This window comes from Tautonia marina (genome assembly GCF_009177065.1).
In the GTDB taxonomy this organism is placed as follows: Bacteria; Planctomycetota; Planctomycetia; order Isosphaerales; family Isosphaeraceae; genus Tautonia; species Tautonia marina.
In genome coordinates this window covers 59281-83090 of the sequence record NZ_WEZF01000024.1, presented here as the reverse complement: position 1 = coordinate 83090, position 23810 = coordinate 59281, and the positions used below count along the sequence as shown (strand labels likewise).

14 protein-coding genes are annotated in these 23810 nt (G+C 67.3%); 10 read left to right on the top strand and 4 right to left on the bottom strand.

Annotated elements, in window-relative coordinates; translation table 11 throughout:
* Nucleotides 1–131: 131 nt before the first annotated feature.
* The 7 genes from GA615_RS23315 (at nucleotide 132) to GA615_RS23285 (ending at nucleotide 12334) form a co-directional block, all read left to right on the top strand.
* Complete coding sequence (locus GA615_RS23315; RefSeq protein ID WP_161602505.1) at nucleotides 132–1394, top strand: glycosyltransferase family 4 protein; 1263 nt, start codon at nucleotides 132–134, stop codon at nucleotides 1392–1394.
* Nucleotides 1395–1400: 6 nt separating this feature from the next.
* Complete coding sequence (locus tag GA615_RS23310) at nucleotides 1401–2357, top strand: hypothetical protein (RefSeq protein ID WP_152053740.1); 957 nt, start codon at nucleotides 1401–1403, stop codon at nucleotides 2355–2357.
* 183 nt (nucleotides 2358–2540) lie between these two features.
* Nucleotides 2541–3944 (top strand): glycosyltransferase family 87 protein, encoded by a 1404-nt coding sequence (locus GA615_RS23305; RefSeq protein WP_161602504.1) that lies wholly within the window; start codon nucleotides 2541–2543, stop codon nucleotides 3942–3944.
* 469 nt (nucleotides 3945–4413) lie between these two features.
* The gene (locus tag GA615_RS23300) at nucleotides 4414–5742 is read left to right on the top strand and encodes a nucleotide sugar dehydrogenase (RefSeq protein WP_152053738.1); all 1329 of its coding nucleotides are present in this window, start codon (nucleotides 4414–4416) and stop codon (nucleotides 5740–5742) included.
* 154 nt (nucleotides 5743–5896) lie between these two features.
* Complete coding sequence (locus GA615_RS23295; protein ID WP_152053737.1) at nucleotides 5897–8686, top strand: PSD1 and planctomycete cytochrome C domain-containing protein; 2790 nt, start codon at nucleotides 5897–5899, stop codon at nucleotides 8684–8686.
* A 37-nt stretch (nucleotides 8687–8723) separates the two neighbouring features.
* Nucleotides 8724–10166 (top strand): DUF1501 domain-containing protein, encoded by a 1443-nt coding sequence (locus GA615_RS23290; RefSeq protein ID WP_152053736.1) that lies wholly within the window; start codon nucleotides 8724–8726, stop codon nucleotides 10164–10166.
* A 608-nt stretch (nucleotides 10167–10774) separates the two neighbouring features.
* On the top strand, nucleotides 10775–12334 hold the full coding sequence (locus tag GA615_RS23285; protein ID WP_152053735.1) for a cryptochrome/photolyase family protein: 1560 nt from the start codon (nucleotides 10775–10777) through the stop codon (nucleotides 12332–12334).
* Between the two features lie 19 nt (nucleotides 12335–12353).
* On the opposite strand, the gene nusG is transcribed toward GA615_RS23285, so the two are convergent.
* From nusG to GA615_RS23265, 4 genes are all read right to left on the bottom strand, one after another.
* The gene (gene nusG / locus GA615_RS23280; RefSeq protein WP_152053734.1) at nucleotides 12354–12968 is read right to left on the bottom strand and encodes a transcription termination/antitermination protein NusG; all 615 of its coding nucleotides are present in this window, start codon (nucleotides 12966–12968) and stop codon (nucleotides 12354–12356) included.
* A gap of 408 nt (nucleotides 12969–13376) precedes the next feature.
* Nucleotides 13377–14171, bottom strand: a complete 795-nt coding sequence (locus GA615_RS23275) for a hypothetical protein (RefSeq protein ID WP_152053733.1) — start codon at nucleotides 14169–14171, stop codon at nucleotides 13377–13379.
* Nucleotides 14172–14417: 246 nt separating this feature from the next.
* Complete coding sequence (locus GA615_RS23270) at nucleotides 14418–17735, bottom strand: efflux RND transporter permease subunit (protein ID WP_201750291.1); 3318 nt, start codon at nucleotides 17733–17735, stop codon at nucleotides 14418–14420.
* The gene (locus GA615_RS23265; protein WP_161602503.1) at nucleotides 17732–19450 is read right to left on the bottom strand and encodes an efflux RND transporter periplasmic adaptor subunit; all 1719 of its coding nucleotides are present in this window, start codon (nucleotides 19448–19450) and stop codon (nucleotides 17732–17734) included. Before GA615_RS23265 ends, GA615_RS23270 begins: the two co-directional genes overlap by 4 nt.
* A 111-nt stretch (nucleotides 19451–19561) precedes the next feature.
* On the opposite strand from GA615_RS23265, the gene GA615_RS23260 reads away from it, so the two are divergent.
* The 3 genes from GA615_RS23260 (at nucleotide 19562) to GA615_RS23250 (ending at nucleotide 23715) form a co-directional block, all read left to right on the top strand.
* The gene (locus GA615_RS23260) at nucleotides 19562–20194 is read left to right on the top strand and encodes a TetR/AcrR family transcriptional regulator (RefSeq protein ID WP_201750290.1); all 633 of its coding nucleotides are present in this window, start codon (nucleotides 19562–19564) and stop codon (nucleotides 20192–20194) included.
* A 239-nt stretch (nucleotides 20195–20433) separates the two neighbouring features.
* Complete coding sequence (locus tag GA615_RS23255) at nucleotides 20434–21720, top strand: HlyD family secretion protein (RefSeq protein ID WP_161602502.1); 1287 nt, start codon at nucleotides 20434–20436, stop codon at nucleotides 21718–21720.
* Nucleotides 21721–21762: 42 nt separating this feature from the next.
* The gene (locus GA615_RS23250) at nucleotides 21763–23715 is read left to right on the top strand and encodes a glycosyltransferase (RefSeq protein ID WP_152053730.1); all 1953 of its coding nucleotides are present in this window, start codon (nucleotides 21763–21765) and stop codon (nucleotides 23713–23715) included.
* The last annotated feature ends 95 nt before the right edge of the window (nucleotides 23716–23810 follow it).

The following is a 23810-nucleotide window of genomic DNA, read 5'->3' as shown; positions in this document are numbered from 1 at the left end:
GAAGGCACGCCCCTCCCTGCGGGCCGGGAAGTCACTCCGACGCGACCTCGAACTGCTCTGAGAGGTGCGCCATGTTCCCTACCGCCGCCCTCGATCCTGTTCCCGCTGTCCGATCGACCGAGCAGTTCCGGGTGTTGATCGTCGCCGAGCACGCCTCGATGTCCCAGGGAGGCGAGTCCTGCCTGCCCATCCACTGGTTCCGGGGGTTGTTGAGGGAAGACGTCGACGTTCGTCTCCTGGTGCACGCCCGCAATCAGCCCGAGCTCGATGCCTTGCTCGGTGCGCATGCGTCGCGCCTTTCCTACGTGCGGGACACCCTGCCGCAGAAGATCCTCTGGAGGCTGGGCGCGTTCCTGCCCGAGCAGATCAGGAACTTCACGATCGAATGGTTCTTGCACCTGTTCACTCAGTTCGCGCAGCGGCGCGCGGCGCGGCGAATGATCGAGCAATTCGGCATCAACATCGTTCATGAGCCGACCCCCGTGTCGCCGCGATTGCCCAGCATGATCCATGGCCTGGGCATCCCGGTGGTGATCGGACCCATGAACGGCAACATGACCTACCCACCGGGATTGGCCTCCCCATCGTTCCTGGAACGGGTCTTCGTGCCGTTGGCTCGCGGTGTGTCAGACCTGGCCAACACCCTCATCCCAGGCAAGCGCCGGGCCGCGCTCCTGCTGGTTGCCAACGAGCGGTCCCGCCGGGCCTTGCCCCGCGGTTGCAGCGGTCGGGTCGCGATCCTCTGCGAGAACGGCGTGGATCCGGATGTCTGGCGGCGGCCCGACGATCTCCCGGCCCGATCGGGCGAGGTGCTCCGCCTGGGATTCCTGGGACGGCTGGTGCACTGGAAAGGGGCGGACGTGGTGCTGGACGTCTTCGACGAGGTCCGCGCGCGAACGCCGTCGGCGGAACTCTGGATCATCGGCGATGGGCCGGAGCGCGGGCGGCTGCAACGGCAGGTGGAGGCGCTCGGCCTGTCGCATGCCGTGACGTTCCATGGATGGGTCGATCCCAAGGAATCGTCCCGGCTGCTGTCGCAGTGTGATGTCTTCCTGTATCCCAGCATGCGGGATTGCGGCGGGGCGGTCGTGCTCGAGGCGATGGCGCTCGGGTTGCCGGTCGTGGCCCTGAACTGGGGAGGGGTCGGCGAATACCTCGCGCCCGGGTGCGGCGTCGCGGTCGAGCCGGCACCGCGTCCGCAGTTGATCGCCGAGCTGGTTCAGGCAGTCCAGGGCCTGACTCCCGAAACGCGGCGCCGGCTGGGAGCCGCCGCGCAGCGCGAGATTGCCGAGAAGTACACGTGGCCGGCGAAGGTCCGCCAGGTCCTGAAACTGTATGCGACGGCCTGTGATGATGCCAGCAGCCTGGCGCGGAAGGTCGAAGCGAAAGCATGAGGATCCATGCCCAGAATCATTGCAATCAACCTCGCTGCCTCCTCCCTGCCCTACGCATCGCTTTGCATCGGCAGCCTAGCCGAGAACCTCGGTGGAGATGAGTCCATCCACCTGCTCACCGACACCCCGCGCGATGTGCAGCAGCTCTGCCAGGCGTTTGCCGCTCGGCGGAGGATCAAGGTCCTGCTTGCGGATCCCCTCTGGGAGGATCCCAGCAATCCGATGCGCCGGTACGCGGGGTTGGAACAACTCCGCCGGGGTCATCCGTGCTGGCGCAAGCTGACGGACCCGATGTTGCTGGCCGGGGATGGCGATGAGGTCGTGGTGGTCGATCCCGACGTGTATTTCCCGCGGTCGTTCGAGTTCGAGACCGTCGGGGATGGGACGCTCCGGCTGATGTGGCAGAAGCCCAACTGCCTCCTGCCGTTCTCGGTGGTGCAGAGCGCATTCGACCACGGCGTCGCGCTGGCCGACCACACGGACATCGGCATCGCACAGTACCGATCGCCGCTGGATCTGGACTGGCTCGACCGGCTTGTGAGGTCGCTGGGCGATTTGCCTCGGGTCATGCACGTGGAGTCGATCGTGTGGGCGGCCCTGGCCATGCGCATGGGGGGCGGCTATCTGAATCCCCGGCGGTGGTCCTGCTGGGCCAACACCCAGTGGAAACGCGTGCTTCAGAAAGCCGGCACCTCGCCGCGAGGGATGCTCAACGCCGAGGACCTTCGCACGTGCCTGGCGTTTCATGCCGGGGGGACTGCCAAGCGATGGCTGGCCGACCCAGGCGCCGGGGCGCTGCTCGAGCAACTGGCCGGCGCTCCGGGCGGCAAACCCGCTGAGGATGCGCCAGTCCTCCCGTTCGTGCCGTTCACGCCGCGAAAGTTCCGGTGGCTGCGCACGCGTGCCAAGATCCTTCAATCGATGGGATACTACAAGATCATGGGAGGCCGGCCGCCAGGATGATCGTCGGAACGGGGCCGTGCAGGTCGCTCGGACATTGGTGTGGTGTATTCGCGGGCCCATGCCGGGATTCCAGATCGCGCGTCCCCGGCACGCCAGGGGGCCCCAAGACGCGGCGCATCGGAGTGATCGGCGAGTGAATTGGGCGAGCTCGGCGGAAACACGACGGAATCAATGGGAAAAAGCATGTTAAATCAGCGATTTTGGGCGACGGGCCCCTTCAATCGGCTCTGCAAGGCCGTGGCGCTCGTCTTGCTGATGGCCGGTGCGATCCGGGGCGTGTCCACCAAGCCCGTCACCGTCGATTTCACCCAGTATTACATGGCGGGCTTGATCGCTCGTCATGGGCACTGGGATGCGCTCTACCCGATCCCCAAGCCCGGGGCCGAGAAACATCCCGGTTACTCGGACTCCTCGATCATGCGTCCCAGGTACAGAGAGCTTCTGCAAGCGGAGGGCGTCCACGATTACAATCGCTTCGTCCAGGCCCCCCCCGTGGCGCTCCTCTTGCTCCCCCTCGGCTTCTTCGATTACCAGACGGCCAATGACCTGTGGGTCTTCCTGAATGCGATTTGCCTCTGGCTGGTCGCACTCCAGGCTGCCCGCATCCTTCGCCTCCTGGGCGGCCGGTCGCGTCTCGAGGGGCTACTCGTTGTGCTCATCGCCTGCTCCCCGATGTGCCAATTTGCCATACGCATCGGCAATATCTCGCCCATCGTCGGCTTGTGTGTCGGGTCGGCGGCGATGGGCCTGGTGACCGAGGATCGCCTCCGGAGTTCCCTGGGCATGGTCGTGGGCGCGTTCGCCAAGTTCGTCACCCTCGTCTTCGTGCCCCTCTATGTGCTGGCACGAAGGTGGCGGGTGCTGATCACGTCATCGCTGTTGTCCCTCCTGCTCTGCCTCGCGACGCTCGCGGTTGCCGGGGAAGGGCCCTTCGTGACCTTCGCCCGGGAGATGATGCCGACCTTCGGTCGGCCGAATGACGGGTGGGGTAGCATCACGGCAAGCAGTTTCCTCTCCAGGCTGTACGGCTCCGCTCCGATCCCGAAGCAGGCCGAGCGGGTTGTCCGGGCGGTGGAACTGGTCTTGATCATCCTCGGGGCGATCGGCTTGCTGCGGAGCCGCAGGGAATTGCCCGAGGACCCGGTCAAGCTCCTGGCGGCCTCGCTGGCGATGGTCGGCGGCTTCTTGATCTTCAGCCCCCTGGCCTGGGGCCACCACCTCGTCTACCTCGTCCCCTTCTGGGGCTACCTCGTCTGGGAGGCCAAACAGTCGCCATGGTCGCGGTGGGCCATCGTCATGGCCCTGTCCCTCCAATGGGCCACGCGCGAGGCCATCGAGCGCAAGGATGTCTTCAACTTGACGGAAAAGCTTGAGAGGAACGCCTTCCTGGGTACTTATGAGCTTTGGGGCACGCTCTTCGTCGTGACGTTCGCGATGGCACGTCTCTATGGGCCCAGCCGCCCCAAGTACATGCCCCAGGCGGTGAACGCGGCTCCTCAAGGCCGGCTCCCTGACGGGCCGTCACCCCGGAGCGTTGACGCGAAGGAACCTGGTGCACCGCCGATGTCGCGGCCGCAAGAATTGTAATATCTTAATAATAAAATTTCGTGAAAATCCGCAACTTGTGATCTTGATTATCTTGAAGATTAAAATGTGAGTGTTCGGCGATGAATAGAGTTGCCGTCCCGCCATCGGGCTCGTCGGACCTCCGACGCATTGTTCGACTCGGCCAGTGGGATTGCGGCGCGATCCACGCCACGCCGGCGTTGTCGTTACGCGAGGCATCGAGCCGAGCCCGGCGGTCGGGCAGGTCGACACGATGGCCGTGTTGGGACATTGGTGGATTGGTGGAGGCCCCGGGGCGAGGGCACCGAGGAACCCCGGGCGGCAACGCTCCTGTCACAACCCTTGGGAACCCGCCGTTGAAGACGAACAGGGTGAGAACCGATCCGGATTTCCGGTCCGAGGGATTGGGTCCTCGGTGGCGGGGAGGCGGGGCCGCCTTCTATACTCCAATCGTGTGTGCGGACATCTCCCGGTTGTGGAACTGTGATCCATGTCGAACGTTCATCGTGACGCCTTGCTTGAGCAGATCCGGCAAGGCTCGGCCCGGGTGGGGATCATTGGTCTGGGATATGTGGGCCTGCCGCTGGCGCAGGCCTGCGCGACCCGGGGCTTTCCGGTGCTGGGGTTTGATACCGACCCGCGCAAGGTGCAGCTCCTGCGCGATGGGCAGAGCTACATCGGCCACATCGGCCCCGAGGCGGTCCGGGCGATGAGCGCGGCGGGCTTCGAGCCCACGAGCGACCTGGGCCGGCTGGGCGAGGCTGACATCGTGCTCATCTGCGTGCCCACCCCCCTGGGCGAGACCCGGGAGCCGGACCTTTCGTTTGTCACGAACACCGCGCGGGCCATTGCCAGGACCTTGCGGCCGGGGCAGCTCGTCGTGCTCGAGAGCACGACCTATCCCGGCACAACCCGCGACGAGGTCCAGCCGATCCTGGAGTCCGGCGGCCTTCGGGCCGGCGCGGACTTCTTCCTGGCCTTCAGCCCCGAGCGCGAAGACCCGGGCAACCCGGATTTCTCCGCCCCGACCATCCCCAAGGTCGTCGGCGGGCTCGACCCGATCAGCACCGAGCTGGCCGCGGCCTTCTACGCGCAGATCGTCGTCAAGGTCGTCGCGGTCTCCTCGGCCGAGGTGGCCGAGGCGTGCAAGATCCTCGAGAACACCTATCGTGCCGTCAACATCGCCCTGGTCAACGAGCTGAAGATCCTCTACGACCGCATGGGCATTGACGTCTGGGAGGTGATCGACGCGGCGAAGACCAAGCCGTTCGGCTTCCAGGCCTTCTATCCTGGGCCCGGGCTGGGGGGACACTGCATCCCCATCGACCCGTTTTACCTCAGCTGGGTGGCCCGCCGCTTTGGGATGAGCACGCGGTTCATCGAACTGGCGGGTGAGATCAACACGTCGATGCCCGAGTTCGTCGTGCACAAGGTGGCCGACGCCCTGAACGACCGGGGCAAGCCGGTCAAGGGGAGCCGGATCGCCCTGCTCGGGATGGCCTACAAGAAGGACGTCGACGACCCGCGCGAGTCGCCGGGCTTTGAGCTGATGGAACTCCTGCTCGCGCGCGGAGCCGACGTGAGCTATCACGATCCCCACATTCCCGTCCTGCCCTCGATGCGGAAGTACCCCAACCTGCGCATGGAGAGCCAGCCCTTAACCCCCGAGTACCTCGCGTCCCGCGACTGCGTCCTGATCGTCACCGATCACTCGGCCTTCGACTGGCCCTGGATCGTCGCCCATGCCCCCCTGGTGATCGATACGCGGAACGCCACCCGAGGCGTCACCGAACATCGGGACCGAATTGTCAAGGCGTGAGAACATTTTCGGCGGCCGAGGCCGTCGGAGTCGTTCCGGGCCGCTCACCCAGGCCCCCCGACGGTCGGATGACGCCGCCAGGCGCCTTCGGGTAGGATGGAGGCACGATGGTCAACGCGCCGCCCTTGCCTTCGCGGTCCTCGGAGGCGGATTCATGTCCGTGCGATCGCTTGTTCCCGCGGGATGCGTGCTGCTGCTAGTTTGCCTTCTGAGGCCGGGCGTGCCCGCGTGGGGGGACGAGGCGGAGGGAGACCGGCTGTTCGCGCTGCACGTTCGGCCGCTGCTGGCCGCGAAGTGCTTCGCCTGCCACGGCGACGACCCGGAGACGATTCAGGGAGGCCTGGACCTGACCCGCCGGCAGGGAATGCTCGACGGCGGTGACCTTCACGGGCCGGCGATCGAGCCGGGCGACGCGGAGGCCAGCCCGCTCTTCTGGGCCGTCACCCGCGCCGAGCCCGGCCTGGAGATGCCCCCCAAGGAGACCGACGCCCTGACCGAGTCGCAAATCGGGTTCATCCGGGCCTGGATCGACGCCGGGGCCCCCTGGCCGGACGACCCCCGGATCGCCGCGATCGTCGCCGCCGAGGCCGAGGGGGTGGTGGTCCCGACCCGCGGCGGGCTCTCCGAGGACTGGACCGCTCGCCGCTACGCCCCCGAGGATCTCTGGGCCTATCGCCCCGTGAGGCGCCCCGAGGTCCCCGAGTCCCGTACGGCGGCGACCCCGATCGACGCTTTTCTCGACGCCAGGCTCGACGCCGCCGGGCTCGCGCCCGCCCCCCGGGCCAGTCGCCGCGCATTGATCCGGCGGGCGTCGTTCGATTTGCTTGGTCTGCCCCCGGCCCCGGAACGGATCGACGCCTTCGTGAACGATCCCCGGGGGGACCGGGAGGCGTTTGCGGCCCTGGTCGACGAACTGCTCGCCTCTCCGCACTACGGCGAGCGCTGGGGCCGCCACTGGCTCGACGTGGCCCGCTACGCCGACACCGCCGGGTTCGCCAACGACTACGAGCGGCCGAACGCCTGGCGCTACCGGGACTACGTCGTCCGGGCATTCAACGACGACAAACCCTTCGATCAGTTCGTCCGGGAGCAAGTCGCCGGTGATGAGCTGGATGAGGACGATCCCGAGGCCCTCATCGCCACCGGCTTCCTGAGGATGGGCCCCTGGGAACAGACGGGGATGAGCGTGGCGAAGGTCACGCGCCAGCAGTTCCTCGACGACGTGACCGACCTCGTCGGGCAGGCCTTCCTCGCCCACCCGCTCCAGTGCGCCCGCTGCCACGACCACAAGTTCGACCCGATCCCGACCCGCGACTACTACGCCATCCAGGCCGTCTTCGCCACCACCCAGTTCGCCGACCGGGAGGCCCCGTTTCTCCCCGAGGAGAACACCCAGGCCGGCGTCGACGGCCGACGCTACCTCGACGAACGCATCGCCCGGTACGAGGCGATCCTCCGCGATTTGCAGGCGAAGGCCGAGGCCGCCGCCCGCTCCTGGTACGCCGAGCGCGGGCTCGATGATGCCCCCCGAACCGTCAAGTTCCAGCAAGGCGTGCCCGCCGACCAGGTCGTCCCGAAGAATTACGGCCTGACGGCCGAGGACCTCGGCCTGGAGCGGATCGCCCGCAAATCGCTGGAACGGCACCGTTGGGAGCGAGATCGCTCTCGCCCGGTCGCCTTCTCGGTCTACTCGGGCGCCACCCGGTCGCTGCGGAACGTCTCGGCGCCGATTGCCCTGCCCGATGACCCCCTGCACGGCGGCACGGTCGAGCGGACGGCCATCCTGGCCGGGGGGGACGTCTTCGCGCCCACCGAACCAGTCACGCCGGGTGTGTTGAGTTGCGTCCCCGTGATCGAGGACTCGACCTCCGCGCCGCCGTCGGCCGAGATTCCCGACACGGTCGCCGGCCGCCGCCGGGCCTTCGCCGACTGGCTGGTCCGCCCGGAGAACCCGCTCACCGCTCGGGTGATGGTCAACCGCATCTGGCAGGGGCACTTCGGCCGGGGGATCGTCGCCTCGGCGAACAACTTCGGCACCCAGGGGGAAACGCCGACCCACCCGGAGCTGCTCGACTGGCTCGCCGCCGAGTTCGTCCGGTCCGGCTGGTCGATCAAGGCGATGCATCGGCTCATCATGACCAGTGACGTCTATGCCCGATCAGCACGCCACCCCGATCCCGACAGCTTGGCCGCGCAGGACCCGAAGGGCCTGCTCCTCGCCCGCTTCCACCCGAGGCGCCTGACGGCCGAGGAGATCCGAGACGCGATGCTCGCTGCCTCCGGCGAGCTGAACCCGGCGCTCGGCGGTGTCCCCGTCCGGCCCGACATGAACCGGGAGGCGGCGCTCCAGCCCCGGCAGGTGATGGGCACCTATGCCCCGGCGTACCAGCCGTCGCCCCGTCCCGAGGATCGTAACCGACGGACCCTCTACGCCATGGTCGTTCGCGGCCAGCGCGACCCCTTCCTCACCGTCTTCAACCAGCCGAGCCCCGAGGAACCCTGTGAACGCCGGTCCTCGTCCACCGTCCCTACTCAGGCGCTGACGCTGTTCAATAGTGCCGAGTCGTTCGATCGGGCGCTGGCGACTGCGGCCCGGGTCCAGGGGGAGACGAACCGCCGTGAGGACGCTGTCCGGCGGGCCTTCCTCCTGATCACTGGCGCCGAACCCGACGCCGAGGCGCTCCGGGCCTGCCTCGACCACTGGCAGGCCATGACCGAACGGCATCGCGTGGTTGCGATCACACCGAAGGCGCTGCCGACGACCGTCTCCCGACGGGCCGTCGACGAGAACACGGGGGAACCGTTCACCTTCACCGAGGAGTTGGAGTCGGTCCGCGACTACGTGCCCGATCTGCAACCCTCCGACGTGGACCCCGAGACCCGGGCCCTGGCCGACGTCTGCCTCGTGCTGCTCAACGCCAACGCCTTTTTGTACGTCGAATAAGCCAGGCCGCCCTTGCTTGCCGACCGAGGACCGCACGATGCCCCGCCAACGCCGCCCCTTCGCGATCGCCCCGACCCGTCGCGACGTGCTCTTCGGCCTCGGCGCGGGCCTGGGCAGCGTTGCGCTCTCCGCGATGCTGGCCGGTGACCGCGCCCGGGCCAGCGCGTCTGCGGCCCCCGACGCTCCGCTGGCCGTGAAGCCCCCCCATCACGCGCCGAGGGCGAAGGCCTGCATCGTGCTCTTGATGGAGGGGGGGCCGAGCCACATCGACACGTTCGACCCCAAGCCGAAGCTGCACGACCTGCACCTTGCGGAGTTCGTCCGATCCGGCGAGGAGCAGTCGGCCATGTCCTCCGGGACGCGGTACTACGTCGAGAGCCCCTTCGCATTCCGTAAGGCCGGCGCCTGCGGTGCCGACATGGCGACCGACTGGGAGCACCTGGCCGGCGTGGCCGACGAGATCTGCTTCTACCGGGGGCTCCAGGCCGAGTCGGTCAACCATCCGACGGCGCTTTCTCACATCAACACGGGCAACCGGTTCGGCGGCGACCCGGCCGTCGGCTCGTGGGTGACCTACGGGCTGGGCAGCGAGAACCAGGACCTGCCCGGGTTCGTCGTCCTGCCGCAGCTGTCTGACCCCCAGGGCGGCCCGGCCCACTGGGGCAACGGCTTCCTGCCCGCCGCCTACCAGGGGACCCCGCTCCGGGCCGAAGGGTCGCCGATCCTCGACCTGAGCCCTCCCGAAGGAATCACCCCCGAGCACCAGCGGGCGAACCTCGATTTGCTCGCCGCGCTCAACCAGTCCCACCTGGAGCAGGCCTTTCCCGCCGACCGCGACGAACTCGCCGCCCGGGTCGCCAGCTACGAGCTGGCCTTCCGGATGCAGGCGACGGTGCCCGATCTGCTCGATCTTGCGGGCGAGGATCCGAAAACGCTCGACCTCTACGGCGTCGGCCGGCCCGAGACCGACGACTTCGGCCGGAAGTGCCTGATGGCCCGCCGCCTGGTGGAGCGCGGCGTGCGGTTCGTCCAGCTGTACCACGGCACCTGGGACAGCCACGACGACATCGCCCGGGCCCACCGAAGCCTGATCCGAGGCGTTGATCGGCCCATCGCCGCCCTCGTCACCGATCTGAAACGGCGCGGCCTGCTCGACGAGACGCTCCTGCTCTGGTGCGGCGAGTTCGGCCGCAGCCCCGACAACGGTGTGCGGGGCGGCGTCGCCTACGGCCGCGACCACAACGCCCGGGCGATGCCCGTCTGGCTCGCCGGCGGCGGGGTGAAGGCCGGCGCCACCGTCGGCGCCACCGACGAGCTGGGGGCCGAGGCCGTGGCCTGCGTCCACCCGATCCGCGACCTCCACGTCACCTTGCTGCACCTGCTCGGACTCGACGACAACGCCCTGACCTACGCCCACGCCGGGCGCTTCAAGCAGCTCTCGCAGTTCGGCGGTGCGGTCATCCGGGACGTGATCGCCTGATCCCCGGATCAAACGATTGCCTCGACAGGGGGAGCCCCTGCGTTCTGATCAGGTGCCTGCCTCTGTTGCGGCGCGGCTCGGCCACGTTCCAATGGGAACGCCCTTTCATCTCGACGGAACGTGCCAGTTCGCCGCGTTCGGGCGTAAAATGGGGGGCTTTGGGATTGCTGGAGAAGTTCTCCGCCAGGTGATCCCCCCGGTTGCAGGGGAGCAATTGCAGTCAGCCCGACGCGCACCACGCCGCAAGGACGCGGTCGGCCCCCGCCCAGACGATTGGGAACATCCCATCACTTCGCCGGAAAATCCCAGGGTTTCGGGGCGTGGCCGGGGGCAAACGGGCGTCCGTGACCTCCGCCTGGAAGCTGCGCGGGACAATTTCCGGGACAAATGCGTGTCATCCGGGCACCTGCGGGGGGCGATTTTCTGTCCAGGCCCGCCGAGCGGGCGAGGCACGCCCTCGGGCGAGGCCGGCGCGGAGGCGGGCGGTCCGCAGGATCGGGACAAGGGAGGCGCGGGCGAACCGGGTGGGCGAAGGGGATCGGGCGGTCTAAAACCAGCAGCAAAGGCCCCGCACGCAAGAGGGCCAGGACCGCAGGAGTGCCTCCATCATGGCGGATCGGGTGAGTGTCTGGATTCTGGCCGATCAACTGAGGACCGATCACCCGGCGCTGCGGACGGCGATCGAGCAGGGGGGGCAAGGGCAGGTCCGGGTGGTGCTGGTCGAGAGCCAGGCGTGGGAGCGGCGATTGCCGTTTCATCGCAAGCGGCAGGTGTTGCATCGGAGCGCCGGCCGGCACGTCGCGGAGGGCTTGAAGGAGCAGGGGGTTGCGGTCGAGGTCATCGCCGCGAAGACCAGCAAGGACGGGCTGGCCCGGCACCTGAAGCGGCATCGGTCGGCGCGACTGCTCACGATGGCCGCGGCCGATCATGGGCCAAGGGCCTGGCAACTCGGCACGATGGCCGAGGATCTGGGGATCGAGGTCGAGGTCCTGCCGAACTCGATGTTCCTCGTCGGCCGGTATAACCCGATCCCCGATCCCGAGCCGGGCCGCCGCTATGTGATGGAGACCTTCTACCGAGGCATGCGGAAGCACTTCGGGCTCCTGATCGAACCCGACGGCAAGCCGACCTCGGGCCGGTGGAACCTCGACGCCGAAAACCGCAAGCGCTTGCCGAAACGGATGGCCATTCCTCCGGTCCCCCGGTTCGAGCCGGACGCGATCACCCGATCAGTGATGAAGGAGGTGGAGGACGAGGGCTTTGGCGTGGGATCGGTCGAGGGGTTTGCCTTGCCGGTCACGCACGACGAGGCCCAGGCGGCGTTCGACGACTTCCTCCGGCATCGCCTGGAGTCGTTCGGCCCGTATGAAGATGCCATGAGCCGCACTGAGGGGGTCCTGTTCCACTCGTTGCTCTCGCCGCAGATGAACCTTGGCCTGCTCGATCCACTGGCGATGGCCCAGGCGGTTGAGGCCGAGTACCGCGCCGGTCGCGTCCCGTTGAACTCGGCCGAGGGTTTCATCCGCCAGGTCATCGGCTGGCGCGAATTCATGCTCTGGCAATACCATCGCCAGATGCCCGCGCTGCGTCAGGCCAATTCCTGGAAGGCCGAGCGTCCGCTCCCCCGGTTCTTCTGGGACGGCCAGACCGAACTGGCCTGTTTGCACGCCGTGATCGGCCGGTTGATCGATTCCGGCTACACGCACCACATCGAGCGTCTGATGATCCTCTGCAACTTCGCCACTCTGGCGGGGATCAACCCCGAGGCCGTGGCCGACTGGTTCCTCACCTTCTACGTCGATTCGCACGACTGGGTCGTCCTGCCGAACGTCATCGGCATGGGTCTGAACGCTGATGACGGCCTGACGGCCACCAAGCCGTACATCGCCTCGGCCTCGTACATCAACCGCATGAGCGACTTCTGCGGCGATTGCTCATACCGCCCCGATCGCCGGCTCGGTCCCGAGGCCTGCCCGTTCAACGCCCTTTACTGGAACTTCCTCATCGCGCACGAAGCCACGCTTCGGGCGAACCCTCGGCTCGGCCCGGCCGTGCTCGGCTTGAAGCGCGTGGACGACGCGGAACGCGATCGCATCCAGGCTCAGGCGAGCGAATTCCTGGGATCGCTTGAGCCGTACGCCTCCGATCACGGTGAAGCGGCCCGTTGATCCGGTCGACTCGGAGCCGTCACGAGTCGTTGGACTCCGGCGGCACGGCCTCGACCTGCCACGGTTCCAGCTCGACCGAAACCCCCTTGCCCAGCATCCGGACGATGGCGATGAAGTGGTCGCGGTTGCCTCGTTTCTCCACCTTGCCGATCATCCCGGCCAGCTTCCCGCTCGTGATCCGGACCCAGCTGCCGATCGGAAACTGCGGTTCGGGAACGACCGGCAAACCTGAGGAGAGCATCCGATGGACCTGGCGCAGGTCCTCGTGCAACTCCTGTTGATCCTTGACCTTCAGGACCGAGACCAGCCGGTCGCCGCGGAAGACCTGGAGCCGCTGGTGCTCGTCTCCCCAGAAGAAGAGGTAACTGGGGAACAAGGGGACGACCGACCGGATCTTCCGGCCGGCGGGGGTTCGACTCTCGTTGACCACCTGCGGAAGATAATGAGCCAGTTGATGCTTTTGAAAGTCCCGGGCGATCGCTTTTTCCTGCCTGGGTTTGGTGTGCAGGCACCACCAGCGCGGCGTGTCGGGGTCGTCTTCCTCCTCGGAAGACGGTTCCGAGGCCGACGGAGGCATCGGCCGATCGAGCAGGTCGGGGGGAAAGAGCTGCGGTTCTGCGGGCAGGATCGGCATGACTGGGGATCGTCTCCGTCGAGCTCAACAACACGCCACGGGACCCGCCACACCCCTGAAAGGTTGGCCCGGGTCCCGGGCACCGGAACGGATCAGCCGGCGAGGGCAGGGTTCGCACCTCGTCCTGGCACCGTTCGGGATCGGACGAACCTCGTCAAAATTCTAACGAGTTCCCACCACGGCTTCGAGACGGCCTCCTCACACGCCCCGGAACGCTGACGACAACCGACCCGTTGAGACTGCCGGGCGACGGATCGCACGGTGAAATCGAACGAGCAGGGGCACTGGGAACCGATCGACCTGCGGGCGATCCATGATGGACATGCTCGCCTCCGTCGGATCGTTCCGGCTCGGCATGATCCGCCTCGACGAGCCCGCCAAGTCCGCCTCGCGGTCCGCTCCATGCGATCACTGCCGGGCCCAGTTGGCCATGTCGTCGATGTTCCGTTCCACGATCTGTCGCGCCACCACGGCGGCCCCGGTGGTGAGCGAGAACCACTGAAACCGGTTCAAGTCGTCGCGTCTTGGCCAGCTATGAAAGGCATAGCCGACGACTCCCGGGGCCGCCAGCCAGACGCCGACGTTTGCCTCGCTCCGAGCGCCGAAGCTCGGGTCAAGGGCCGCGGTGTCCTCGGGCAAGAGGAACCAGTAGGCCACGCGGTAGCCCCGGATCGTTCCGGCATCCACCAGTTCTAGCTCATGTTGGACCTGGGTGATGCCCGGCACGTTGATCCGCTGGGTGAACACCACCCGGTCCGGAGGATCCTCGGCCGGGGCGGACCGCGACTCATTGACGAGGACGTGCGCAAGGCGCCCCTCGTACCCGTCGACCTCCATGACCCGTCGGATCAAGGCGTCTGGGTCCACGCCCGGCACCCCTTTGATGCCCAGGGCTGCCTGGGTCGGAGCTCCTGGCACGGTCCAGTGATAAAACTGCGACTCGGCCACGCCCGAGCCAGCCGGAGGCATGCGCGCCAGGACCTCATCCAGCAAGGTGATCACCTCCGCGGGAGCGTCGTCGAGGCTCGACCGTGCTGGTGCTCGCTCTGCCGCATCGCCGATTGGCCGCTGGGGCCGGGGCGGTGGCTGAGGATCGCCCGACGCCCACGGTCCGGTCCATTGCCAGGAACCGGGAACCAGCGTCAAGACGACCAGAAGGGCCAGTCCCAGGAGCCGTCGATTCGGAGTGCCCGAAATCGCCACGAGATCTACCTCTTGGCCGCCAGGCCACGAATCCGTTGATCGGCGAGGCGGGTTCGAAGGTCGGGCGCGCACAGCCGTGTGCGGCGGGTTCACAAGGAGTTGTCGCAACGATGGGTCCGCATCATCAAGATAGCAGATTCAATGCCAGGTGTGGGGGTGTCGTGCGCTTTTTGGTGCGTGCTGGTCCGGTTGTATCGGTGGGCCGATCGCCGACCCGACCCGACCGGCCCACCGATCACCGGGTGATCATTCCCCCATCGAGGGCCGGTTTACCTCGCCTAGGGTCGGGCGGAGCCGGAACCGCTCAACGGCCAGGGCGAACAGGCAAGGAATCACGATCAAGGTCAGGAAGGTGGCCACGATCAGGCCGAAGACCATCAGCCAGGCCATCCCCTCCCAGAGCGGACCGCCATCGAGGGCCAGCGGAATCAGGCCGCCGACGGTTGTCGCCGTCGTGAGGAAGATTGGCATGAGGCGCCGTCGTCCAGCCTCGATGAGGGCTGCGCGGAACGCCTCGACCGACAGCCCGCCAATCGGCCCGTCGCCGGTCGCCTGTTCGGCCCGCTCCCGCACGACGATCTCGGCAAACTCCATGAAAATGATCCCCGCGTTCAGCACGATGCCGAACAACGCCAGGATGCCCAGTTGTGGCATGAAGCCCAGCGCGTTGTCCGTCACCCAGAGCCCGAAGAGCGCGCCGATCATCGCCAGGGGCAAGGTGCCGATGATGATCATCGCCTTCGAGACGCTGTCGAACTGCGCGATCAAAAGCAACACGATCGCCACGAACGACAGGCCGAACGAGTTGAGCATCATCGCCTGTGCCTCGATCGACTCCTCCAGGGCGCCGCCGACCTCCACCCGAAACCCGATCGGCAGGTCGGCCCGAAGCTGCTCCATCGCTTTCGAATCAAAGATCTCCTGCGTCAGATCGTTCCCCGAAACCCCCGGGACGACCCGAGCACGCACCTCGATGGTCCGGTTCAGGTCGCGGCGGTCGATGCTCGCCGGTTCCCAGGTCGCCGCCACCTCGGCCACCGCCGAGAGCGGCACCTTGCCCGATCCCCCTTCGACAAACGCCCGGTCGATCCCGGCCAGGGATTGCCGGCCTTCGGGCCTCAGGCGGAAGGCGACCGGAACCTGATGGTCCCCCTCGCGGAAGGTCGTCAGCGGTCGGCCCGAGTAGTAGGCGTCGAGCGTCTCGGCCACCTGAGCATGAGCCACCCCGGAGCGTCGGGCGCGGTCGTCGTCCACGTCCACCCGAAGCTGATAGCCTTCGACCCCCCACGAGTCCCGCACGGCCCAGGTCTCGGGCCTGGCCTCGACGATCGCCTTGACCCGATCAATCGTTGCTCGCAAACGGTCCATGTCCGCGAAGCCGTCGCCGCTGACCCGCAAGACGACCGGATCGGCCGGCGGACCGAGGGACAGCTCGATCGGAACCACCCGGGCGCCGACGATCGGGGCGAGGCCCAGCCCGTCGTGACCGTGCTCGGCGGCCCTCCGCAGGTCCTCGACATAGTCGTGCGTCAGGCGGCCATCGGTCGTCCGGACGAGGATCTCGGCGTAATACGCCTTGGTCGGCTCGGGCTCCCACGACAGATACCATCGCGAGCCGCCACCGCCGATGAGGGTCCGAAAGCCGTCCAGCCGCTCGACCGTCTCCCCGTCCGAGCCCTCGATCGGACTCAACCGCCGGATCAATTCCTCGACCTCCCCGGCGATTTGCGCCGTCTGCTCGATCGTGGCCGATTCCGGGAGCCAGACCTGCACGGCGAACTGGTCGCGTTCGGCGATCGGGAAGAACTCGGCGGCCACCGGCAACCGGCTCGCCAGCACCAGCAAGCCGAGCACCCCCGCTAACGTCGCCCCTTTGAACCGCAGGGCGAGCCGGGCAACAGCTTCATACGATCGGACGAACAGCCCCGGCCCCTGCGATCCTCCGCGACGCCCGAAGATCCGAACGGCGAGCCAGGGAATCGGCGCCGAGGGCCTCGTCGGGTCGCTCGGTACCCGGATAAAGGCCGCCGCCAGGATCACGCAAAGGGTCATCGCCAGGACCCAGCTGACCCCGAGCATCACCGAGAGCGTGACCGGTAGGCCGTAGATAAATTCACGATTGGCCCCTTCGATGGCGATGAGCATCGGCACGAAGGCGGCGATCGTCGTCAAGGTGCCGTTGAGCATCGGCACGGCCAGCAACTGCGCCCCGCGGACCGCTGCCTCGTTCGGAGCCATCCCGGCCTCTTGATTCGATCGGGCCTGGTCGCAGACCTGCACCGCGTTGTCCACCAACAGGCCCAGCGCAATGATCATCGACGCCAGGGACATCTGCTCCAGTTGCACCTCGAACAGGGTGATGATCCCCAAGGACGCCAGCACCACGAACGGAATGTTCGCCGCCATCACCGCCGCCGTCCGGAACCCGACGACCAGATACACCACCGCCACCACGATCACGATCGCGCTGATGATGTTGACGATCACCCCTTGAATCCGCCCTCGAACGCTTACCGACTGGTCCGAGACGATCGAAACCCCGATGTCGGGCGGCAGGAGGCCCGACACCTCGGTCAGCTCCCGGACCTTCGCTCGGCTCGCGTCGCAGAGGTCGAGAATGTTCGCCCCCGACTTCATCGTCACGGCCACAATGACCGCCGGGGTCGATCGCTCGGGATCGCCGTACCGGCAGAGCAAGGTCGGCGGATCGACATAACCCCGGCGCACCTCCAAACCGAGGTCCCGCAGGGTCAGGTTTCGGGTCGTTCCCTCCGATCCGGGCAGGTCGATGGCCATCGTCTCGATCTCCCGGACGGCGTCGAACGCGCCGCCGGGCTTGACGAAGAAGCGGCCGTCATCGGTGTCGATCGTCCCGCCGGGGGCCTCGATGTTCCGCTCCCGGAGCAAGCTGGCCAGTTGCGTTGAGGTCAGGCCGAGCCGAGACCAGGTGCCGGCGTCCGTCTCGATGAAGATCGTTTCCTGTTGCACGCCGAAGCGATCGACCGTCGCCACCCCCGGCAGCAACCGCAGGGCGTCTCGGACCTGCTCGGAGAACAGGTCGAGCTGCCTCGGCGCGTAGGCCAGCTCCGGCGCAATCGTCTCGGCTCCAGGCATCGGCACCTGATGGACCGCAAACAGAATCACACTCGTATCACCGAACTGGTCGTTCACGACGGCCCGAATCCCCGGTTCGGGCATCGGAACCTCGGCCACCCGGGCGCGGACCTTGTCCCAGAGGTCGTCGATCCGGTCGCCGGGAATCCGCTCCTCGATCTCGACAAAGATCGTTGAGCGGCCGTTGGTGGTCGTCGATCGAATCAGATGAACTTCTTCGAGGCTGTCGATCGCCTCCTCCAGGGGGTCGGTAATCAACTCCTCGACCGTCTCGGCCGGGGCTCCGGGCCAGGTCGTCGAGACGACGCAGACCTTGATCGTGAACTCGGGGTCCTCGCGCCTTGGCATCGTCAGGAAGCTGACGACCCCCCAGACGACGGTCATCAAGACGACCACCACCACGATCGTCGGTCGACGGATGGCAAACTCGGGAAGCCCGTTCAGGGTCATCGCACGCCCCCTGAACGCCCTTGGATCTCCAGGATCGCGTCGCCGTCGGTCAGGTAATGGACCCCATCGATAATCAGGCGATCCCCTTCGGCCAGCCGTCCCGGCTCGACCGGCTCGACCCGGTGCAGGGTCGACGGTCCCAGGAACGTCGCGCCCCGATCCGGCAAGAAGACCTCGACCTGCCGGGCAGTCGGTTGATCCGGGTGCTCCTCATCGACCACAAACGCGAAGGTCCGGCCCGACTCGCGCCGCAAGGCCTTCATGGGCACGTAGAAGCCGGTCGGGTTCGCCTCGCCGCCGAGATCGACCCGCACCACGTCCCCCGGTCGGAGCAGCCAGCGATCCTGTTCGAGCAGGACCGTCTCACCGTCCCAGGAACCGCGGTCCCCGTCCGTCACCGTCAGGTCCACCACGACCAGATCGCGCTCGGGGTCGAACGCCTGGCCCTCGACGATCTCAATCGGCACGAAGGTCCAGGCCCCGAGAAACGGCACCCGATCGCTCCCAGTGGCGATCCGGAGCTTCTCGACCCGGAGGATCCCTGCATCGCCGATCGACGACTCCCCCAGCCGTCGGTTTGTCACCCGCCAGAGGAACGGGCCGTCCTCGTCCCGGCCGATCGACGCCTCATCGGCGAACAGCCCGGTCTGTCCCCCCACCACTGAGCCGACGTTCAAGGGCACCACGGCCGAGGCCCGGGCGATGGGCCCGCCCGTCAGGTCGTCCGGCACTTGGGGCCGTTCGATCGGGTTGCGCACCAGGAGGGTCACGGTAAACGTCCTCGTCTTCGGGTCGGCCACGGCCGAGGTGCGGTAGACGACCCCATCGAGCGATCGGGGCCGCCCCTTGCCATCCTCGACCAGGACCGAGAGCGTGTCCCAGCGGCGAAACCGCCTCGAATCCTCGGCCGAGACCTCGAACTCGACGGCCACCGGGTCCATCATCTGCACCGTGGCGATCGGGTCGCCTGCCTGCACGAAGGCCCCGGGCGTGACATGCGACTCGGCCACCTGACCTCGAAACGGGCTGAACAGGACCACGTCGGCCAGGTCGCGCTCGGCACGGGCCAGCCGCTGCTCGGCCTGCATCCTTTGCGCTTCGAGCGATCGCAGCTCAGCCTCCCGAGCCGCCAGCTCCCCCTCGGCCGCCGCCAGGTTGGCCGCGGCGGTCGCCAGGGTCGTTTCCGCCTGGTCGAGCGCCGACCGCGTGCCGGCCGATCGCTCCGTTAAGCGTCGGGCCCGCTCCAGCTCGATCCGGGCGAGCTGCTCCTCGGCCCTCGCCGCGTCGATCCGGGCCGGCAGCCGTTGCTCCAGGTCCACCCGAACCGCCTCGATCTGCCGACGAGCCACCTCGACCGCCGCCCGATCCGCCTCGACGGCGATCCGAAACCGCTCATCCTCCAGGCGGGCCAGGGGAGTTCCGAGCGTCGGTTCCCCCCCTTCCGAATCCACCTTCGGCTCAACCCGCTCGTTCGGCTCGATCACCTGGCTCACCCGCCCGCCGACCTCAAACGCCAGTTGTTCGGTCTTCCACGAAACCACCGCGGCCGTCACCACCGATGGCACGCTGGGGCTCGATTCTCCCAGAACCATCGTGGACACCGGCCTCGGCGGCTTCGCTCCCTCGACTGACGCCGGAGCCTCCGAACACCCTGCGATCGCCAGCAAGACCAGTAATCCCCCCATGGGGATCGCTCCGCGATCGGGTACAATCATGATGCGAGCGGTCATCCGTTTCACCCGCTGTTCGAAAGGAGGGCGGATCGTGTGTACTGCTCGGTGTAGTTTACTTTTCTCTCCTCGAAAGTAAACCCTGGAGTGTAGAAATTGTCGGAAGGCGTTTCCCTCCCGCCGGCTGCTTCTGGTCGCCTGACGGATCGCAAGCGCGCAGCGATTCTCGACGCGGCGGTCGAGGAGTTTGCGACGAGTGGCTTCGACACCACGAGCATGGACCGGATTGCCGAACGGGCCGGGGTGAGCAAGCGGACCGTCTACAACCATTTTCAGAGCAAGGACGCGCTGTTCGAGGCGATCGTTCAGGAGTTGATCGCCCAGACCGAGGCCCTGCCGGAGTTCCCTTACGAGGCGGATCGGGACCTGGCCGAGCAACTGGTCAGCTACTGCCTCAAGGTGGGGGAGCTGATCACCTCCGAGAGTTTCCAGGGGCTCGTCCGTGTCTCGCTCTCCCGATTCCTGCGGACCCCGCAACTGGCCCGCGACACGATCGGCGATGAGAAGCGGTTCATGGCCCGCCTGATTCGCTGGATCGAGCAGGCCACGGCCGACGGCCGCTTGAAACCGAACGATCCCGAGTTTTCCGCCAACCAGCTCTGCGCCCTGGTGGAAGGCTTCATGCTCTGGCCCCCCATCTTCGGGCTCGGGCCGAACCCGGAGCCGGACGAGCGCCGACGGATCATCACGTCCGCCGTTTCCCTGTTCCTCGATCATTACCGGGCCTGAGCCGAGCTCCCCTCCGAATCGCCTCGGGCGGTTCTCCCAGGCCCTCGGAACTGTGACCTAGGATTCCTGAGTGGATGCTGGCTCCCGGTCGAGGGGGGAGGTCGACGACGACCTCGGGGCGTCCTCAGTGCGCTCCGATGCGGGAGTTGCCGGTTCCCACGGGAATCCCGCGAAGGTCGCGGGGTCCTTTGCTCGGCTGGACTCGATCGAGGGTGGGCTTCGCGGCCGACCAGTTGCTCATGGAAGCCTCTCGCAATCGCCTGGAATCGAGTACGACGTTGCTGGTGCCTCGCGAGTTGCAAGGCCCCCGATCGTCGCCGACATCGTCGCCTCCCGCTCCCCGGCGGAAGTCCTGGGGACGGCTCCTCCGCTGGCTCATCGGCGGGGCGATCCTGGCCGAGGGGGTCTGGCTCCTGGCGCCATTGGTTCTCTACCGAACGAGTGTCCGGGCCTCGGTGACCGCTCCGCTGACGACCGTCCGGATACATCAGCAAGGGGTGGTGGAGGGCTTGCCCCCGGAAGTCGGGACCGAGGTGAGCCGGGGGCAGCACCTCTTCGACGTGTCGGCCGCTTCCCCTGACCGTCGCCCTCTGGATCGAATCGAAGGAGAGGCCGAGGCGATCCGACGATCCATCGCCGCCCTGGAAACCCAGATCGCCGACCTCGACGCCATCAAAGCCACCTTGAATCAGCACTTCCTCGACTACCAGGAGGCCCGGATCGCCCGGGCCCGAAAGCAGGCCGACGAGCAGGAGGCGATCATCCAGGCGGCCGAGTCGCGCCTCAAGGAGGCCGAGTACGAGTTTCAGGTGCACGGCCGGGCCTCGATCCGGGCCGCCTCGTCCGACATCGAACGCACCCGGGCCGAGTATGCCGTGGCCGTCGCCCGCAACGAGCTGGAGGAAGCCCGGCAAACCGCCGCTCGCCTTGACGTTCAGCTCGAGGCCGCCCAGCGCGGCTATTTCGTCGGCGACGCCGACGGCGGCCAGGACCGGGTTGCCTCCCTGCAGCGCTGCGACGAGATCGAGATCCAGCAGGCCGGGCTTCGGGCCCACCTGGAGGAACTGCAGGGCAAACTCCTGGAGCTCGACACCCGGCTCGCCAGCGAACAGCGGCACCTGGAGCAGAACCGGGTCGCCATCAAGGCTCCCAGGAGCGGCGTCGTCTGGTCCTCGACGCTCGATGCCGGCAGCGAGGTCGCTCCCGGCACCACTGCCCTGGAGATCGTCGACCCCGGCCACCTGAGCATCGAGGCCATCTTCAAGGAGGCCGACGCCGCCCGGATTCGCCCCGGAGCGCCGGTCAAGGCCCGCCTGATCGGCTCGTCCCAGATCCTCTCCGGCCGCGTCTTCCACGTTGCCGACCCCACCGCGGTCGACCCGGAAACGGTCGGCGAACCCAGCCGCGATGCGGTCCCGATCGGCATGTTCCGGGCCATCATCGCCCTCGACGACCAGCCCTCGGGCGCCGATCCGGCCAATCGCTATCTGATCGGCAGCTCGGCCGTGGTCTGGACCCCTCGCTGATCGTTTTCCCCGTGCGATCCGACCGACCAAGGGCCTCCTCTCATGACCCCTGTGAGCGGCAGTGAATGGGCGACGGCCCTCCTGGTAACCGGCCTTTGCCTGGCCGTCCTTCCCTCGCTGCCTCGCCAGCGGACCTGGGCTCGCGTGCTGGTGCTGAGCCTGGCCCTGGGCATCACCCTGCGCTATCTCGACTGGCGGTTCACCCAGACCGTCCGGCCGACCGATCCGACCACCTGGGCCGGTCTCTGGATCTGGCTCGTCTTCGTGTTCGAGCTGGCCGCGTTGCTCAACTGCGCCGTCACGTACTTGATGCTCACCCGGACCAGCGACCATTCCTCAGAGGCCGACGCCCACGAGCGCCGCCTGAGGCGGCTCCCTCCTTCGGAATTACCGCGCGTCGATGTCTTTCTCTGCACCTACAACGAGGGGATCGAGGTGGTTGAGGGGCCGATTCTCGCGGCCAAGGGGATGGACTACCCGTACTTCACCGTCTGGGTCCTCGACGACGGCCGCCGCCCGTGGCTCCGAGACTTCTGCGAGGCCCAGGGGGTCGAGTATCTCACCCGCCCCGACAACCGCCACGCCAAGGCCGGCAACATCAACCACGCCCTCTCCCAGACCGATGCCGAGCTGTTCGTCGTCCTCGATGCCGACTTCGCGCCCCGACGCGACTTTCTCATGCGGACCGTCGGCTTCTTCGACGATCCGACCATCGCCATCGTTCAGCTGCCGCACCACTTCCTCAACGCCGACATCTTCGAGATGAACCTCGGCCTCGGCGACCAGGCTCCCAACGAGCAGCGTCTCTTCTTCGACATCGTCCAGCCGAGCCGAGACGGCTGGAACTGCGGTTTCTGCTGCGGATCGGCCAGCATCCAGCGCCGATCGGCTCTGATGGCGATCGGCGGCATCCCGACCGAGTCGGTCACCGAAGATATCCTCTCCTCGCTCATGCTCTTGCGCAGAGGCTTCATCACGCGATATCTCAATGAGCCCCTCGCGTTCGGGCTGTCTCCCGAGAGCGTTAAGGGGATGTTCGTCCAGCGGCAGCGCTGGTGCCGCGGTGGCTTGCAGCTTCTCTTTCTGAAGGACGGCGTCCTCGGGCCAGGGCTGAGCCTGATTCAGCGCCTTTTCTTCTTCCCGATCGACTGGCTCGTGCAGACGCCGGTACGACTGTTCGCCGTCTTCATCCCGATCGTCTACCTCTGGACGGGGCTTGCCCCCCTGGCCCATGCGAACCTTGAGGACCTGATCCGCTATCAGGTTCCCGTGCTCATCGCCTTGATGGCCCCGATGATCTGGATCTCGGCCGGGCGCTATCTTCCGTTGCTCTCGACCGGGTTTTCGCTCCTGCTCAGCTTCCGTCTGGTGCCGACGATCCTCTCGACCCTGATCAAGCCCTTCGGCGCGCCCTTCCGGGTCACTCCCAAGGGGAGCGGAGCAGGGCAGGGGGCCGACCAGTTCGCCCGGGGCAGCGCGCTGACGCTCCTGCTGCTGACCATGCTCGGCCTCTTAGTCAACAGTTGGCCCGAAACCCGGGTGATCGTCGATCCCGAGCACCGCGCGGCCGCCTCGGTCTTCTCGGCGGTCAACGCCGGGGCTCTCATCCTGGCCATCCTCGCCGGTCGCGACCGCGGCCGTTTTCGAGCGGCCGAGCGCTACCGGACCCGCGCTTCGGTCCTCTGCGAAGGAGATGACGGCTCCTGGTGCCTTGCCTCGCTCCACAACGTCTCGGCCACCGGAGCCGGTCTGTTCTGGCCCTCAGATCAGGCTGTTCCTCGATCCCTGTTCCTGCACCTGGCCGGTGGCGGCACCCTCCGCGCCACCGTCGTCCGCACCCGAGGCGAAACCCTCGGCCTCCGCTTCGACCTGGCCGACGACCGCGAGCGCGACAGCCTCTTGCAGTGGATCTATTCCATCGGCCTCGACGCCCAGCGCACTCCCCTGTCCGTCCCCCAGATGACCCGCCGCCTCCTCGCCCGATGCCTCGGCTAACGCGGTCCTCGCCCGCTCCCACCCGCTCCCCCGTTCGTCCTCGGGGGAGCGGGAACCTGACACGATTCACGCACGCCGAGCCGGCGGGCACCGTT